Source organism: Rhodococcus sp. MT28, assembly GCF_058792695.1.
The window spans coordinates 319,902-336,094 of the sequence record NZ_JBXAFD010000003.1; the positions used below are offsets into that span (position 1 = coordinate 319,902).

Annotated in this window: 12 protein-coding genes; 5 read left to right on the forward strand and 7 right to left on the reverse strand. The window is 63.5% G+C overall.

Annotated elements, in window-relative coordinates; genetic code table 11:
* The first annotated feature begins 12 nt into the window (after positions 1 to 12).
* Complete coding sequence (locus tag AC1Q6C_RS14220; RefSeq protein WP_007732807.1) at positions 13 to 420, forward strand: DUF5997 family protein; 408 nt, start codon at positions 13 to 15, stop codon at positions 418 to 420.
* A 53-nt stretch (positions 421 to 473) separates the two neighbouring features.
* On the opposite strand, the gene AC1Q6C_RS14225 is transcribed toward AC1Q6C_RS14220, so the two are convergent.
* The 3 genes from AC1Q6C_RS14225 to AC1Q6C_RS14235 all read right to left on the reverse strand — a co-directional run bounded on the left by AC1Q6C_RS14225 (position 474) and on the right by AC1Q6C_RS14235 (position 5,183).
* Positions 474 to 2,978 carry a DEAD/DEAH box helicase gene (locus tag AC1Q6C_RS14225; protein WP_003942173.1) on the reverse strand — a complete coding sequence of 835 codons (2,505 nt, stop codon included), beginning with the start codon at positions 2,976 to 2,978 and terminating at the stop codon, positions 474 to 476.
* A 26-nt stretch (positions 2,979 to 3,004) separates the two neighbouring features.
* The gene (locus AC1Q6C_RS14230; RefSeq protein ID WP_007732813.1) at positions 3,005 to 4,042 is read right to left on the reverse strand and encodes an alpha/beta fold hydrolase; all 1,038 of its coding nucleotides are present in this window, start codon (positions 4,040 to 4,042) and stop codon (positions 3,005 to 3,007) included.
* A 181-nt stretch (positions 4,043 to 4,223) separates the two neighbouring features.
* The gene (locus tag AC1Q6C_RS14235) at positions 4,224 to 5,183 is read right to left on the reverse strand and encodes a proteasome assembly chaperone family protein (RefSeq protein WP_003942198.1); all 960 of its coding nucleotides are present in this window, start codon (positions 5,181 to 5,183) and stop codon (positions 4,224 to 4,226) included.
* 355 nt (positions 5,184 to 5,538) lie between these two features.
* Here AC1Q6C_RS14235 and AC1Q6C_RS14240 point away from each other — a divergent pair, with 355 nt between their 5' ends.
* Entirely contained in the window at positions 5,539 to 6,294 is a 756-nt protein-coding gene (locus AC1Q6C_RS14240) for a sensor domain-containing protein (protein WP_042919947.1), read from the forward strand.
* A gap of 155 nt (positions 6,295 to 6,449) precedes the next feature.
* Positions 6,450 to 7,583, forward strand: a complete 1,134-nt coding sequence (locus AC1Q6C_RS14245) for a DUF4192 domain-containing protein (protein WP_230359819.1) — start codon at positions 6,450 to 6,452, stop codon at positions 7,581 to 7,583.
* On the opposite strand, the gene galE is transcribed toward AC1Q6C_RS14245, so the two are convergent.
* Complete coding sequence (galE, locus tag AC1Q6C_RS14250) at positions 7,580 to 8,569, reverse strand: UDP-glucose 4-epimerase GalE (RefSeq protein WP_003942257.1); 990 nt, start codon at positions 8,567 to 8,569, stop codon at positions 7,580 to 7,582. The genes AC1Q6C_RS14245 and galE overlap by 4 nt on opposite strands.
* An 8-nt stretch (positions 8,570 to 8,577) precedes the next feature.
* Positions 8,578 to 9,264 carry an iron-dependent transcriptional repressor DtxR gene (locus AC1Q6C_RS14255; protein ID WP_003942150.1) on the reverse strand — a complete coding sequence of 229 codons (687 nt, stop codon included), beginning with the start codon at positions 9,262 to 9,264 and terminating at the stop codon, positions 8,578 to 8,580.
* Positions 9,265 to 9,440: 176 nt separating this feature from the next.
* Here AC1Q6C_RS14255 and AC1Q6C_RS14260 point away from each other — a divergent pair, with 176 nt between their 5' ends.
* Both AC1Q6C_RS14260 and AC1Q6C_RS14265 read left to right on the forward strand, forming a co-directional pair.
* Positions 9,441 to 10,712 carry an acetoin utilization protein AcuC gene (locus AC1Q6C_RS14260; RefSeq protein WP_003942159.1) on the forward strand — a complete coding sequence of 424 codons (1,272 nt, stop codon included), beginning with the start codon at positions 9,441 to 9,443 and terminating at the stop codon, positions 10,710 to 10,712.
* Positions 10,705 to 13,416: a bifunctional acetate--CoA ligase family protein/GNAT family N-acetyltransferase gene (locus AC1Q6C_RS14265; RefSeq protein WP_030536893.1), complete on the forward strand. Its 2,712-nt coding sequence runs from the start codon at positions 10,705 to 10,707 to the stop codon at positions 13,414 to 13,416. The genes AC1Q6C_RS14260 and AC1Q6C_RS14265 overlap by 8 nt, the downstream gene beginning before the upstream one ends.
* A 124-nt stretch (positions 13,417 to 13,540) precedes the next feature.
* On the opposite strand, the gene AC1Q6C_RS14270 is transcribed toward AC1Q6C_RS14265, so the two are convergent.
* Together AC1Q6C_RS14270 and AC1Q6C_RS14275 are read right to left on the reverse strand one after the other, a co-directional pair.
* On the reverse strand, positions 13,541 to 14,512 hold the full coding sequence (locus AC1Q6C_RS14270; RefSeq protein WP_003942639.1) for a sigma-70 family RNA polymerase sigma factor: 972 nt from the start codon (positions 14,510 to 14,512) through the stop codon (positions 13,541 to 13,543).
* A gap of 159 nt (positions 14,513 to 14,671) precedes the next feature.
* Positions 14,672 to 16,171, reverse strand: coding sequence for a DUF7782 domain-containing protein (locus AC1Q6C_RS14275; protein WP_075833058.1), 1,500 nt, complete (start codon positions 16,169 to 16,171; stop codon positions 14,672 to 14,674).
* Positions 16,172 to 16,193: the final 22 nt, after the last annotated feature.

The following is a 16,193-nucleotide window of genomic DNA, read 5'->3' on the forward strand; positions in this document are numbered from 1 at the left end:
TACTCTTGTTGCATGACGTCGAACAAAACTCCCCAGACGATGAAGCCGACGACGGCTGCCAAGAAGCTGGGTGTGTACCTGGAAGCAACACCTGCGCAGTTCCAGGAAGGCGACGTGACTCGTGACGAGCTGACCGCTCTGCAGACCGATCCGCCGGAGTGGCTGCTGGAGCTGCGACGCACCGGACCGCACCCTCGCCCGGTCATCGCAGCCAAGCTGGGCGTATCGATCGCCGGCCTGGCCCGCGGCGGCGTGGAAGAAGCACTCACCACGGATCAGATCGCCGCACTCCTCGAAGAGAAGCCCGAATGGCTCGAAAAGGAACGCGCTGTTCAGGCCGAGGTGCGGGCCGAGAACGTTCGCATCAAGGAAAAGCGCGCTGCTCGCCGCAACCAGCCGCGGAAGGCTCGAAGGGGCTGACGCCCCCTGTGCGCCTTTTTGGTAGCGCCGACTACCAGAAAGGCGCACAGGCGCTAGCCTTCTACGACGCTCAGCTCGTCGAACACGATTTCACCCGCGGCATCCGATTCCGGGATGTCGACGACTGCAAGCAGTGCCCATCCGTGATCGCCCTCCGGATCCTCGAGCACCTGCCGCACCCGCCAGAACTCACCCTCTTCGGTGACCTGGAAGAGCGCCGGCCCGCGCGCCGATGGCCCGGTTCCGATTGTTGCGTACTCCTCGAAGTACGGGAGTAGTTGCTCCTCCCACTCGGCGGCGTCGATACCGTCCTCGAGGTTTTCCAGCTCATTCCACTGCCGACGCGACGCGAGGTCGATGCGTCGGAACATCGCATTGCGCACCATGACGCGGAATGCGCGCGGGTTCGCCGAGATGGGACGGGGAATGTCGGCGCCGAACGCAACCTCTTCCGTGTCTGCCTCGGCTCCGGGGTCGGTGAGTGACTCCCATTCGTCGAGCAGGCTCGAGTCGACCTGACGGATCAGCTCACCCAACCACTCGATGATGTCTTCGAGTTCCTCGGTGCGCGCTTCCGTCGGGACGGTCTGTCGCAGCGCGCGGTAGGCGTCGGCGAGGTAGCGCAGGACGAGGCCCTCGGACCGGGTGAGTCCGTAATGGCTGATCAACTCGGCAAACGTCATGGCGCGTTCGATCATGTCGCGCACCACGGACTTGGGGGAGAGGGCGAACTCGGTGATCCACGGGTGGCCACCCCGGTACATTTCGAAAGCCGGGAACAGCAAGTCCGACAACGGTTTCGGCCACGTAACCTCTTCGAGGAGTTCCATGCGCTCCTCGTACTCGATGCCGTCGGCCTTCATCTGTGCCACCGCTTCGCCACGAGCGAAGTGCTGCTGCGCCATCAGAACCTGACGCGGATCGTCGAGCGTCGACTCGATGATCGAGACGACATCGAGTGCGTAACTGTCGGATTCGACGTCGAGAAGTTCGAATGCCGCCAAGGCGAACGGTGAGAGTGGCTGGTTCAAGGCGAAGTCGCGTTGCAGGTCCATCGTCAACCGAGCCATGCGGCCGTACTCGTCGGGTTCGTCGAGGCGTTCCACGATGCCGGCGCTGAGCAATCCGCGATACAGCGAGATCGCTTTGAGGATGTGCTTGCGCTGCGCCGGACGCGATTCGTGGTTGTCCTCCAACAGGTGCCGCATCGCGTCGAAGCAGTTACCCGGGCGGGCAATGACATTGAGCAGCATCGAGTTGCTGACCGAGAATCGCGACACCAACGGCTCGGGCGAGGCGGCGACCAAGCGATCGAACGTCGCTTCGCTCCAGGACACAAACCCCTCGGGAGCCTTCTTGCGTTGAATCTTCTTGATCTTCTTCGGATCGTCGCCGGCCTTGGCGACTGCCCGCAGATTCTCTACTTCGTGTTCCGGTGCCTGGACGACGACGGTGCCCATCGTGTCGTAGCCTGCACGACCCGCGCGGCCGGCGATCTGATGGAACTCGCGGGCTTTCAGATGCCGAGTGCGGACGCCGTCGTACTTGGCCAGACCCGTGAGCAGCACCGTGCGGATCGGGACGTTGATGCCGACGCCGAGGGTGTCGGTACCGCAGATCACCTTGAGAAGCCCGTCCTGTGCGAGAACTTCGATGAGCCGTCGGTACTTGGGCAGCATGCCCGCATGGTGAACGCCGATGCCGTGCCGGACCAGGCGGGAGAGTGTTTTTCCGAACCCGGTGGTGAAGCGGAAACCACCCAGCGCCTCGGCGATCGCTTCCTTCTCTTCTTTGGAACAGAAGTTGACGCTCGTCAATGCCTGGGCGCGTTCGAGCGCGGCGGCCTGCGTGAAATGCACGATGTAGACGGGGGACTGGTTGGTGGTCACCAGATCTTCGATGGTTTCGCCGACCGGCGTGGTCGCGTAGGAGAACATCAAAGGCACGGGGCGTTCTGTGCCGGAGACGACGGTGGTGGGTTTCCCGGTACGCCGCGTCAGATCTTCGGAGAAGAAGTCGACCTCACCGAGAGTTGCCGACATCAACAGGAACTGGGCGTGCGGCAACTCGATGAGCGGAACCTGCCACGCCCAACCTCGATCGGGTTCGGAGTAGAAGTGGAACTCGTCCATCACGACCTGGCCGATATCGGAGTTCGGGCCCTCGCGCAGTGCAAGATTCGCGACGATTTCGGCCGTCGCACAAATGATCGGCGCCGACGAGTTCACGGCGGCGTCGCCAGTCATCATGCCGACGTTCTCGGCACCGAAGACCTCACACAGTGCAAAGAACTTCTCGCTCACCAAGGCCTTGATCGGCGCTGTGTAGTACGTGCGCTTGCCGAGCGACATCGCATAGAAATGCGCGCCGATCGCCACCATCGATTTGCCTGACCCGGTCGGCGTCGCAAGGATCACGTTTGCACCCGAGACCAACTCCATGACGGCCTCTTCTTGGGCCGGGTAGAGCGTCAAACCTCGTTCGATGGTCCACGAAGAGAAGGCGTCGAAAACGGAATCAGGATCCGCGTTGTCGGGGAGAAGTTCCGTCAGCAGCACTCGTACAGGCTAGCCGCAACCGTGGATCAGGTTGCGCTTCGCTCGTCCGAGCCCATGGCGTCGAGCACCGCCATGCGGGTGGACGACGTTCCGGTGATGGTGTTCTCGCCGACCCCGGAGATCAGCATGTGGCGCCAGCGAGCCTCGTCGAAGACGAGTGGTGCGGTGCTGGAAAGAAAATCTTCGACGATCTGCAGGAAACGCATCGGATCGTCGCGGAACGGGAAGTGGCCCGAGCCGCGGAAGACTTCGAGGCGTGAGTTCGGCATCGCCGCGTGCGCGAGATGAGCGTGGGAGACGGGAATGACGGAGTCGTCGTCGCCCCAGATCAGTTGAACCGGCAGATTCTCGGTCAGATAACAGCGGTCGAGCATCGTGACGACCTGTCCGCGCCAGTCCACGACGGCCCGCAGCGTACGAAGGTAGGCCTCGTAGGCAGTGGGGTCGGGGAGATCAGCGAGCACGCGAATCAGGTCCGGTGTGTCATGCAACATGGTGCCGGGACGCAGATTTGAACCGTGAACTACGCCGGCAAGGTTCCCGGCCATCCGGACGAGCGGCATCGCACCAGGTATCCGGAGCAGCTTTACCACCTCGTTGACCACCGGAACGGACATGAGGCGCAGCAGCGGATGGACGTCCTTGGTGACGCCACCGGCCGAGACCAGCACGAGGCGATCCACCATGTGTGGGAATTGGTAGGAGAACTGCATCGCTACGCCGCCGCCGAGCGAGTGCCCGATGACGGTGACGTGCTCGATGCCGAGCGTCGACAGAAGATCCCGCATGCCGTTGGCGTACGCGGCTACCGAGTAATCCGCGCGTGGCTTGTCGGAACGGCCGTGACCCAACAGGTCAGGTGCGATGACCGTGTACTTCTTGGCGAGGTGGGGAATGATCTCGGTCCACGTCGACGAGTTGTCGCCGATTCCGTGCAGGAGCAGTACCGCCGGACCCTCGCCGGCTATCCGAAATGCGCGTCGGTAGCCGTGAATCGTCCGGAACATCATCCGCGGTTCCTCGTCGGGGACCGGTCGGAGCTGACGGTTCCGTGGTCTGCTCATGTCGCCTCCTGGCTCGGAGTGTGACCACGTTGACTGTCTGCTCCAGTTGTTGAGCCGTCAACGAAAATCACACAGAGTTTGAGGCTATCCGACGGATGTGTCCTGAACAACAGCCCAGGTAACGGAGGGGTTGCGGAATGCGCACAATGTCGAATTATGCGCCCCGCCCGTCACATTTTCGTCAGTTGTCGCCTCGATCGAGGTCTCCAGCTGAGCCGAAGTCGTCATTTCCTGCCTGTTCGGCCAGGAACTTTTCGAACTCTGCGCCGATCTCGTCACCGCTGGGAAGGTCGGCCTCGCCGGCCAGAAGGGACGACTGTTGTTCCTGAGCGGCGACAAAAGTGTCGTATTGACGCTCCAAAGCGTGGACTACAGTCTGAACTTCTTCGTTCCCGGCTATGTGCTCGTTAACCTGTTCCCGAACGCGCGCCGCGGCCTCACCCAGTGCAACCAAGGGCAACTCCAGATCCGAAACCTCGGAAACGTTTTCGAGCAAAGTTTCTGCGGCGCCGGGGTAGTCCGTTTGCGCGAGGTAGTGGGGGACATGCACCGAAAAGCCCATCGCCTCGTGCCCGTGCTGAGACATACGAAGCTCGAGCAGTGATGATGCGCTGCCGGGAACCTGCAGTTCACCTGACCAACGCTGATGGTCCTGGATCAGGTCCTTGTTGGTCGAATGTGCTGTCACACCCAGCGGTCGGGTGTGCGGGATTGCCATCGGAATCGCGTTGAGCCCGATGGTTCGACGCACTCCCAACTGTTCGGACAACAGTCGAACAGCTGTGGTGAACCGCTCCCACTTGAGGTCCGGTTCCATCCCTGCGAGCAGCAGGAACGGCGTGCCGGCCGTATCGCGCAGTGCGTACAGATTGAGCGCCGGAGCGTCGTAATCGGAGAAATGATCGGCCTTGAACGTCATCGTCGGTCGACGCGAGCGGTAGTCGATCAGCTCGTCGACAGCAAACGACGCGACAAGCTCGGTCTCGAGGCTTTCGCGCAGATGCGTCGTCGCCAACTTCACGGCGTGACCGGCGTCGGAGTAACCCTCGAGTCCGTGAATCAGGATCGGTCCCTGGCCGTCGGCAGCCGCCAACTGGGGCGCCGGAAATTCCAGCTCGTACATCCTCGACTGTTCGTCCATCGCAGTCCCCTTCGCTCTTCGGTCTTGATCTCAAGTGTCCACTATCGGCGCACGCTCGACAGCATCGGAGTCAGGTGCCCGACAGCACTGGATCAGACGTTCATCGGTAAGAACACCGAGTCGGTGACCGATCATTCCCGATCCGACGAGACGGGCGTTCGCCGAGAGCGAAGCTGAGCGGTATCTTTCGACACTTGGCCTGGGCGTTCGCTAGATGTCGGGTGCGCGGCTTCGGACATGGCAGAGTGGAACACAAGGTCGGCACGGCCGATTTGTCCGAAATGGATTGGTCGATTGTCGGTATCGGTCGAGTGCGGAGGCTTACATGCGGGTGTGTCCACGATCGTCCAGGCGAGTGGCCGCATGCTCACTTGCTGCGGTGGCCGCCGTTGCACTACTCGCGGGCTGCTCCGGGTCGGTCCAAGGAGCACCCGTTCCGGACTCCGCGCCGGCGACTGCCGGTGCGACCGACAGCGGCACGGCGGCGCCGAGTACGACGGCTGCACCCAAATCCTCGACGCCGAAATCCACCTCTCCGAAAACGGCGGCACCGCTGTCCGAACTGCTGCTCACTCCCGAGGAATTCCCCGAGCCCTTCGGCGCTGTTGTGCTGCCCCCGCAAGCCGTTCCGATGGCAGCACCGGATCTAGTAGGCGTCCCGCGCGGTGCCACCGTCGATCCGTCCGAATGTGAGCCACCGGAACAGGATTACGGTCCGAACGGGACCGTGATGGCGGTCGGGACCGACAACGCGACGAGGGCAACGATTTCGGTCGAACTCACGAAGGTCGATGCACCACTGGACGAGTTGGAAGCGCAAACTCGGCAGTGCCCGTCCATGACTGTCACTGCGAACGGCGTCACTACGACAGTGACGACGGAAATTCTTCCGCCGTCGCCGATCGATGCCGACAAGACGATGTCACTTCGCCGCACTGTCGTGTCCCCCAAGGCCACAGCCGGTGATCAGACGATGCTGACCTTGATCGCGCAGGTCGGCGACGTACGGGTGGCGACAACACTGATGACGTTCGGTTCTGCGACGCCCTCGACGGCACCGCTGGATCAAGCGTTCACCGCAGCCGTACAGAAGGTCAAAGCAGGCAAGTGATTTCGCAGCACACAGGTCCGACAAGTAGCGGAACTGCTCGGTGCGGCGCGGTACTTGGTCCCCAACAAATGCGGTAATCCACAGACGAGTTGGACGCAGCTGTTTTCCCTGGTCGAGCAGACGGCCGGGTCAGGGTGATCAGCGACGGTGTGTGCATGACGACATCACCTCTTCCGGGAGAATTCGAATTCTCCGACGACGACCTTGCCGCCCTTCTCGGATGCGTCGAACGCGTCTCCGATCCAGGCGAATTGATCGCGGCAATACCCGCACTCCTGGGCTTCCACCCGTCCAACTCTGTGGTTGCGCTGTCTCTGATGGGCGCCTCTGCCTCGACGCTCGGACCAGTGATGCGGCACGACTACTTTCCCAGTGTCAGGGGGAAGCCCGCGAGGCAGATGAGCGCGGCGCTGCGCCAGTTCGCCGCCGTCTGTGACGGGGAAGGCGCGCGTGCGGTCGTTCTCGTGGTGATCACCGATTGCTCGGCAGCTGAAACTCTGATCGATGAAACCATCGAGCTGGCCGAGGTATTCGAAGACATGCTCGGCGGAACCTGCGTCGAGCTGGCCGACGTATTGTGCACGGCCGCAATAGAATCTGGCCAGCCGTGGACGAGCGTCATGCGTTCGATTCACCGCGGCACCCTGCCAGACCCGGCATCTTCGTCGGTTGCAGCAGCACAGGTGTTGGGCGGGAGGGTCATTCGCCGTTCGCGTGAGGAACTGGTCCGGTGGGTACACGGCGCCGCTCGCAATCACGACACGATTGCCCGACTGATCGCGAGCCGACGAGAGTCGAGCGCGCACAGTGGGGAACCGAGCGGTGAAACCGCAGTTCAGTGCCGGATCGATCTGGTGTTGGAACACGTCCGCCGTGTCGAGGCAGGCGCTCACCGCCCTGACCCGCAGGAATACGCCGATCTGGTGGTCGCATTGACGGACGTACGCGTGCGCGACGTGGTGCTGGGATTGGCGATCACGTCCGTTGCGGCACATGCTGAGCAATTGTGGCTCGTGCTCACCCATGAAGTCCCGTTGCCCGAACGAGCTTGGCCGGCAACACTTCTCGGCTTCTTTGCATACGTGCGTGGCGACGGACCTCTGGCAGGTGTTGCGCTGTCGGCCGCACTGTCGGCCGATTCGGAACACACCTTGGCGGGATTGCTGGATCTATCGCTGCAATCCGGTATGCGCCCCGACGGAATCCGTGACCTCGCGGCCGTCGGATTGTCCATCGGGGAATCGCTCGGAATCACCGGCTTGCCGCCGGCACTGCCGAATGGAAGCTAGCGAGCAGCGTGTGAGCGGTCGCCCAGATCCTGGAGGAACTGCCATGCGTCGGCGACGATGACGTCGAGATCGGTACGCGTGGGCGTCCAACCGAGCTCGGCAATCGCCTTGTCGCTCGATGCGATCAGTACCGCCGGATCACCTAGCCGTCGTGACGCGTCCTCGACGTTGATCGGCAGGCCGGTGACCCGCGCACAGGCGGCGATCACCTCGCGCACGCTGAAGCCGGCACCGCTTCCGAGGTTGTAGATGCGGTGCTCGCCGGGAACCGAGGATTCGAGCGCCAGTAGATGTGCTTCGGCGAGGTCCAGCACGTGGATGTAGTCGCGTACCGCGGTTCCGTCCGGCGTGGGCCAGTCGGTTCCGAAGACCGAGATCTTGTCCCGCTGTTCGAGCGCGACCTGCAGGACGAGTGGAATCAGGTGGGTTTCGATCACCCGGTTCTCGCCGGCGGACTTGTACGCACCTGCGACGTTGAAGTAGCGCAAGCTCGTCGCACCGAGGCCGTGGGCGATCGAGTACGAGGTGATCGCATGATCGATCGCGAGCTTGGTCGCGCCGTACGGATTGGTGGGGCGGGTCGGAGCGGTCTCCACGATGGGGGACTGCTCCGGTTCGCCGTACGTAGCTGCGGTGGACGAGAACACGAGGCGCGGAGTACCGGAGACACGGATCGCCTCGAGCAACTCGATGGTCGTGACGACGTTTCCGCGCCAGTACTTTTCGGGGTGCAGCACCGATTCGCCGACCAGCGACTGCGCCGCGAAGTGAAGCACACCGTCGAAAACCGGTGAACCCGCACTGCCGAGGACGTCGGCAGCAAGCGCTCCCACGTCTCCTTCGATGAACTCGGCACCGGCAGGCACCGCGTCGGCATTTCCGGTGGAGAGGTCGTCGATGACGACAACCTCGTGTCCACGCTCGAGCAACACAGTGCTGCACACACTGCCGACGTAACCGGCGCCGCCGGTGACCAGGAGTTTCATCTACTTCCTCAGACCTGCTTGACCTGAACGGCGTGAGCCATTTCCTCGGACAGGTCGAACCCGCTGTGACCCGGCACGATGATCGTCACCGAGCCCGGACGGGTTTCGACCGTCACCCTGGCGTCGGGAACGACGCCGGCGTCACGCAGCTGCGCGATCACCTCGGGATCGGACTGCACGTGCTCGGCCAGTCGCCGAACGACCACAGCTGTCTGTGCGCCGTGCGGAATATCGGTCAGGCGCACCAATGTTTCGGTGGTGGCAACCGGGCCGTCGAGTCCCAACTGGTCCAAGCCCGGAATCGGGTTGCCGTAGGGCGACGTCGTGGGGTTGTTCAGAACGACGACGAGCCGACGCTCGACCTCCTCGCTCATCACGTGCTCCCAACGGCATGCCTCGGCATGTACGTCTTCCCATTTGAGACCGATGACGTCCACCAGCAGGCGCTCTGCCAACCGGTGCTTACGCATGACAGAGATCGCGAGATCGCGACCCTTGTCGGTGAGTTCCAGATGTCGATCGCCGGCGACCATCAGCAAGCCGTCACGCTCCATGCGCGCAACAGTCTGGCTGACGGTGGGTCCGCTCTGTTCGAGCCGTTCGGCGATCCGCGCCCGGAGTGGGACTACGCCCTCTTCTTCCAAGTCGTAGATCGTCCGGAGATACATCTCCGTGGTGTCGACTAGATCCTTCACACTCAACCCCTTCGTCAGTTGATCATTCTACCGTTCAGTTCGTGGTTCCGGTGCCGCCTCCACCGCGGCGAGTCCAGCGCGTGTCCGAATTGGATTCGTGTCACTCGATCTCGGTCTCCGAAGCGGGCCACGAGTGTGGTGTGCAGCACGAAACGAGAAGGAAGTAGCGTGATCCCATGACCGCGTCGATCAGATCTGACGGGGACCCCGCGGCGTCTCGAGCGAATCGAGTCGTGGTGTGGAGTCCGGAGTACCTGAGCTATCGGTGGAGCGCCGATCACCCGATGAATCCCACTCGCCTCGATCTCACGATGGCACTCTCGCGAAGCCTCGGACTTCTCGAGGGCATCGAATTTCTCGAACCGAGTGCCGCGTCCGATGCCGACCTCCTCAGAATCCACACACCGGCATATCTTGCAGCGGTCAAAGACGCGGGTAACTCTGCGAACAACGGTGTGAGCGGCCAGGATGTTCCCCACGGGCTCGGTACCGAGGACAACCCGGTCTTCCCGCACATGCACGAAGCCAGTGCGATCCTCGCCGGCGGCTCGCTGGCCGCAGCGCAGGAAATCGCTTCGGGACGTACGAGGCGCGCGGTCAGCATCGGCGGCGGCATGCACCACGCGATGGCGGATTGGGCCTCTGGATTCTGCGTCTACAACGATGCGGCGGTTGCGATTTCGTGGCTGCTCGACAACGGCTACGACCGCATCGCCTACATCGACGTCGACGCTCACCACGGCGACGGAGTGCAACATGCGTTCCTCGGGGACCCGCGGGTGCTCACGGTCTCGCTGCATCAGCACCCGGCAACCTTGTGGCCGAACACCGGATGGTCGAGCGAGGTCGGCGACGGGGCCGCCGAAGGTACGGCGGTGAACATCCCGGTGCTGCCCGGAACCGTCGACGCGTTGTGGCTGCGTGCATTTCACGCCGTCGTCCCGGGAGCCATTGCAGCCTTCCGCCCGCAGATCATCATCAGCCAGTGCGGAGTCGACTCGCACCGCGAGGACCCGCTCGCGGATCTCGCCCTCACCGTCGACGGTCAGCGCGCCGCGTTTTTGGCGATGCGTGACCTCGCCGACCGCTACTCCGAGGGGCGGTGGCTGGCAGTCGGAGGCGGGGGATACGGACTGGTGCGCGTCGTGCCGAGGGCATGGACTCACTTGATCGCTGCAGCGCTCGATCGCGAGATCGACGTCGACACCGCTGTCCCGGAAGACTGGAAGGAATCGACGAAGCTGCGAGCGCCGAGCGTCGACCTCCCGCCGACCATGGGGGACGGCGGCGATGTCGCCTACACGCCGTGGGACGGCCCGGGTGGTACACCGGAGACAGGTGTCGCCTCGGTGGACCGTGCACTCACCCGTATCGACTCGGCGATCATCGCGACACGTCGCGCTTCGTTCCCGCTACTCGGACTCGACCCGGAGGATCCCCGTGACTGAACAGTCCGATACCGAAGCTGCCGGCGGCGAGGCGAGCGGCCAGGCGCCGAAGACCGACCCCGCTCACACCTATCCCCATTCCTGGGTAGTCGATGTTCTCGCCTCCGACGGCGGAGCGGTGGCGTTGCGACCCATCGTTCCCGAAGATGCGGACAAGCTCGTCGAATTCCACGGCAAACTCTCCGAGCGCACCCGGTATCTGCGCTACTTCGGCCCGTACCCCACGATGTCGGCGCGCGACGTCAAGAACTTCACGACGGTCGACCACCACAACCGCGTGGCGTTCGTGATGATGCTCGGCGACGAGATCATCGCGGTGGGTCGATACGAGCGACTGCTCGACGTCGGTGACGGAAAGTCTGCCGAGGTCGCCTTCGTCGTCGCCGACGCACACCAGGGGCGCGGCCTCGGCCCGATCCTGCTCGAGTACCTGGCAGCGGCAGCGGCCGAGAACGGTCTGACGATGTTCGTCGCCGAGGTCCTCTCCGAGAACCGCAACATGGTGACGGTGTTCCGTGAGGCGGGGTATCAGGTGAGCCGCTCTTTCGACGGTGGCGTGCTGAGACTCGAATTCGCGATCGACCCGACGGAAGCGCTTGTTTCAGTACGTAATTCGCGTGAGCGGGCAGCTGAGGCCCGCAGTATGGGAAACGTGCTCAGCCCGCGATCGGTGGCGGTGATCGGCGCATCAGCGGACCCGGCCAAAGTGGGTAACGCGGTGTTGACCAACCTGCTGCGCGGCGGATTCACCGGACCGGTCTATCCCGTCAACGCGGAGCATCGTTCGGTACACGGCGTTCGGGCATATCCGACGGTTCGTGACATCCCCGACGACGTCGATCTCGCCGTCGTGGCTGTACCTGCAGAATCGATCAATTCGGTACTCGACGACTGCCTCGACAAGGGCGTCAAAGCGCTGGTGGTCGTCTCGTCGGGCTTCAGTGAGAGTGGTCCGGACGGGCGCTCGTCCGAACGCAAACTGGTCCATGCAGCGCGCGCTCACGGTATGCGCCTCATCGGCCCGAATGCGCTGGGTGTCGCGAACAACGACCCGGCGATTTCGTTGAATGCGACGCTCGCGCCGGTCTTGCCGGTGGCAGGCAACGTCGGCTTCTTCTGTCAGTCCGGCGCGCTCGGTATCGCCATTCTCGACGAAGCCGCTCGCAGCCGAATCGGATTGTCCGCCTTCGTTTCCGCCGGTAACCGTGCGGACGTCTCGGGTAACGACCTTCTGCAGTACTGGGATTCCGACCAGTCCACCGAAGTGGTCCTTCTCTATCTGGAGAGCTTCGGCAACCCACGGAAGTTCTCTCGCATCGCCCGTCGAGTTGCGCGGAAGAAGCCGATCGTCGCGGTGAAGAGCGGTCGGCACGCGGTTCCGCCGGTGCTCGCCGCCACCGGAGTCGAGATCGACGATTCGATCGTCCGCGCCCTCTTCGAACAGGCGGGCGTCATTCAGGTCGGATCCATTTCACAATTGTTCGACTGCGCCTTGCTCTTCGGATACCAACCGTTGCCCGCCGGCCCCCGGCTTGCGGTCATCGGAAACTCGACCGCGCTCGGTGTCCTCGCTGCGGACGCGGCCCGCAGTGAAGGTCTGCAGGTCAGCGACCCGGTCGACCTCGGCGCCCAGGCGAGTCCGGAACTGTTCGCCACTGCCGTGCGCGACGCTTTGGCGTCGTTCGACGTCGATGCCGTCATCGCCGTCTTCGTTCCCCCGGTTGCCATTCCGGTCGAGCCGTTCGCGAAAGCACTCAAGGACGCCGTCGCAGGCTCGGACAAGCCGATTCTCACCACGTTCCTCGCAGCTGAGGGTGTGCCGGACGTCCTGGCAGTTCGTGACGAAGTCGGTAACCCGACCCGCGGTTCGGTGCCGTCCTACCCGGGGCCGGAGCGTGCCGCCCTGGCGTTGGCGAGGGCTTGGCGATATGCGGAGTGGCGCAGCAAGCCTGCGTCGAAGGTGGTTCGTCCCGTGGGTATCGACTCCGAGCGAGCCCAGAAGATGGTGGCAGATTGGCTTGAAAACTCTCCTGGCCGTTGGCTTTCAGATGTGGAAGCGGCGGCGCTGCTCGAGTGTTACGGGGTCGCCGTCGTCGAATTCCGTTCGGTCCTGAGCGAAGACGAAGCAGTAGAGGCAGCGGATGCTGTCGGCTACCCGGTCGCGGTCAAGGCAACCGGCGAAATGTGGCGACACCGACCGGATCTGGGCGGCGTCAGGCTGGATCTGAGTGGACCGGAATCGGTGCGCCTCGCTTACCGAGATCTTGCGGCCGCGTCGGGTGAACCGCTGCTGCACGTGCAGAAAATGGCAACCAAGGGCATCGGATGTGTGGTTGGTGTCCAAGACGACCCGTCGTTCGGTTCGCTGATCTCGTTCGGGCTCGCCGGTGTGATCTCCGATCTCCTCGGTGACCGTGCCTATCGCGTACTGCCACTCACCGAGGACGCTGCTACGGAATTGATCGACGCGCCCAAGGCCGCGCCGCTTCTATCCGGATACCGCAACGCCGTTCCGGTCAACAAGGGTGCGTTGGTTGATCTGGTCCAGCGCATCTCGGCGCTGGCCGACGACATTCCCGAAGTCCGCGAACTGGCCTGTGAGCCGGTACTCGCTTCGGCTACCGGCGCGGAGATCACCGATTCACGTGTCCGAATCGGACCTGAGCCGAGCGCAATCGACCTGGGGCCCAGGCGGCTGCGGTAGACACAGCGAACAACACCGGCCACCGCACCTTCCCGAGGGGGAGGGAAGTAGCGGTGGCCGGTGCTTTGTGCGGTGCGTCAGCGCGAGTGGTGTGGCGCGCTGACGCACGTGCTGTGTTGTTTGATCAGCTCGCGTAGGACCGCAGTTTCTCGGCGCGATCGCCGACGCGGAGCTTGCCCATGACCTCACGCTCGATCTGACGAACCCGCTCACGCGAGAGGCCGAAGAGCTTGCCGATCTGATCGAGGGTGCGGGGCTGGCCGTCGTCGAGACCGTAGCGAAGTCGGATGACCTGCTGCTCCCGCTCGTCGAGCGTCCCGAGCACGCTGCGCACATCGCTGTGCAGCAGACCGGCGATGACGGCGTTCTCGGCCGAGGTCGCCTCGGAATCTTCGATGAAATCGCCCAAGGGCGCTTCTTCGTCGTTGCCCACAGGCATGTCCAGGCTTACCGGGTCGCGGCTGTGGTCGAGCAGGTCGGCAATCTTGTGCGCCGGGATGCCCGACTCTTCGGCCAACTCGTCGTCCGTGGCTTCTCGCCCGAGCTGCTGGTGCAGTTCGCGCTTGATGCGGGCGAGCTTGTTGACCTGCTCCACGAGGTGGACTGGGAGCCGGATGGTGCGGCTCTGATCAGCCATTCCGCGGGTGATCGCCTGACGGATCCACCAGGTGGCGTACGTCGAGAACTTGAAGCCCTTGGCGTAGTCGAACTTCTCCATCGCACGGATGAGTCCGAGGTTGCCTTCTTGAATCAGATCGAGGAGCGGCATGCCGCGGCCGGTGTAGCGCTTGGCCAGCGACACGACGAGTCGCAGGTTCGCTTCCAGGAGGTGGCTACGTGCCGACTGTCCCTCGCGAACGATCGTTGCGAGATCCCTCTTCTTGGCGACTGTCAGGCGCTTTCCCGTGGCAAGAACGTGGCTGGCGTACAGCCCCGCTTCGATTCGCTTCGCCAGTTCGACCTCGTCTGCTGCTGTCAGCAGTGCGGTACGACCGATCCCGTTCAGGTAGACGCGGACCAGGTCTGCGGCCGGGCTCTGGGCGTCCAGATCTGCGGCGCTCGGACGAATGCGAGTAGTGGTGCTGGGGCTTGTCATGACTTGCCTCCCTATCGGCGGTCTCTCACACAGTTCAACGTGTGAGAGTTCCGGGAAAGTTCCCGTGCCAATTTCCGCTAAATCGCCGTGACCTGCAGTTATTTCCCAGTCGTCCTGAGAAGTTGCTGAGAACACAAAAATCTGCAACTCACCGGGAACTCAGTTCGTGACGGGAAGCACCAACCCGTGCCGAACCAGCGAGACCATCATTGTGACGACGGCCTCACGTAGCTGGTCCGGGTCTTCGCCGTTCGCCGCGGCAAGAAGTTCGATCAATTCGTCGACCACCAGTCCATCCGCTCGGAGTCCGGCCAACAGCGCAGCACCGAGCTCGTCGATCTCGTGCTGCCAGTGCGGTCCGTTGCCGCGGTGCACACGCGTGACTACTTGTTGCCATCCCTCGTCACCGGGGAGGTAGACGCGTTCGAGAGCCGTGTCCGGATCGAGGACGAAGCGTTCCTCGAGGACGTCGTGTTCACGCAACCAGGCAAGACGGTCGAAGTAAGCGAGCGCCTCGGCCCCGAGCGGGTCCGAGAAGCCGTGCATGAGGTCCTCGGCCATCAGGTCGGTGGGGGAGTCGGTGCGGCGAAGAAACACGAAACCGAAGCCGACGCCCTCGACATCGGCTTCTTCGAGGTGATCCAGCCAGGCGTTTGCTCTCGATGCCGTTTCCGGATCTCGAGGATCCTGCCCGCCGTCCTTGAGCCACGTGCCGACGTACAGAGCCGGATCCGCGACATCGCGCTGGACCACCCAGGCATCGACGCCGTGGGCCGGCAGCCACGACGCGATCCGCGACCGCCAGTCCTGCCCTTCGACGTGCACCCAGGACGCCAGCAGAGCTGCCGTGCCGCCGGGGTTCAGGTAGTCGATCGATTGCGAGATCATCAATTCGCTCGCACCGTCGAGATCGAGGCCGGAATCGCGGTACGTGTGATGGACGCGTGCCTCGCCGACGACAAACGGCGGATTGGCGACCACCTGGTCGAAGGTTCGACCCTCGACGGGTTCGAACCAGGACCCTTGAAGGAGTTCGACGTCCAGTCCGTTGAGGGCCATGGTTGCTGCCGTGAGGTCGACAGCGCGTTGATTGATGTCGGTTGCGGTGACCGAATCGGCGTACGTGTTCGCGTGCAGGGCTTGGATGCCGCATCCCGTACCGAGGTCGAGCACGCTGCCGACCCTCGCGGTGGGCGTGGCCTGCAGCAAGGACAGTGACGCATGCCCGACGCCCAGCACATGATCGGCCGTGGCCTTCTTGGGACGGATTCCGCCGTCGAGATCCGAGATCACCCAACGATCGCCGTCGCCGACGTCGATGGGGCGAAGATCCACCGCGGCCCGCACGAGCGGATTCTCACTGTCGAAGTTCTCACCTTCGAGCAGACCGGCGTCGACGCACTGCGCGATTGTCAGCGGAGCCAGCGCCGCGGCGACGTCGCCCGCCGGGCAGTCATCGGCGAGAAGGAACAGTCTGATGAGAACGCCCAGGTCCCCGAGTTCTCGGGTGGCGCGGCGCACGGGCACCGGCTCACTTCGACCGAGAGCAGCGTGAACTTCGGGACCCAACGCCTCGAGCATGGTTCCGGTGTCGAATCGATTGCGAAGCAGAGCCTCACGCAGCGCAGGGGTGATGGACAGGAGCGTTTCGCTTCTCACCCTGTCATTCTCGCAGGCGGAA

Bases quoted from the DNA above. Each gene is read 5' to 3' on its own strand.
- AC1Q6C_RS14270 (WP_003942639.1), bottom strand. From the start codon at position 14,512: ATGACAAGCCCCAGCACCACTACTCGCATTCGTCCGAGCGCCGCAGAT.
- AC1Q6C_RS14260 (WP_003942159.1), top strand. From the start codon at position 9,441: ATGACCGCGTCGATCAGATCTGACGGGGACCCCGCGGCGTCTCGAGCG.
- AC1Q6C_RS14230 (WP_007732813.1), bottom strand. From the start codon at position 4,042: ATGAGCAGACCACGGAACCGTCAGCTCCGACCGGTCCCCGACGAGGAA.
- galE (WP_003942257.1), bottom strand. From the start codon at position 8,569: ATGAAACTCCTGGTCACCGGCGGCGCCGGTTACGTCGGCAGTGTGTGC.
- AC1Q6C_RS14235 (WP_003942198.1), bottom strand. From the start codon at position 5,183: ATGGACGAACAGTCGAGGATGTACGAGCTGGAATTTCCGGCGCCCCAG.
- AC1Q6C_RS14245 (WP_230359819.1), top strand. From the start codon at position 6,450: ATGACGACATCACCTCTTCCGGGAGAATTCGAATTCTCCGACGACGAC.
- AC1Q6C_RS14220 (WP_007732807.1), top strand. From the start codon at position 13: ATGACGTCGAACAAAACTCCCCAGACGATGAAGCCGACGACGGCTGCC.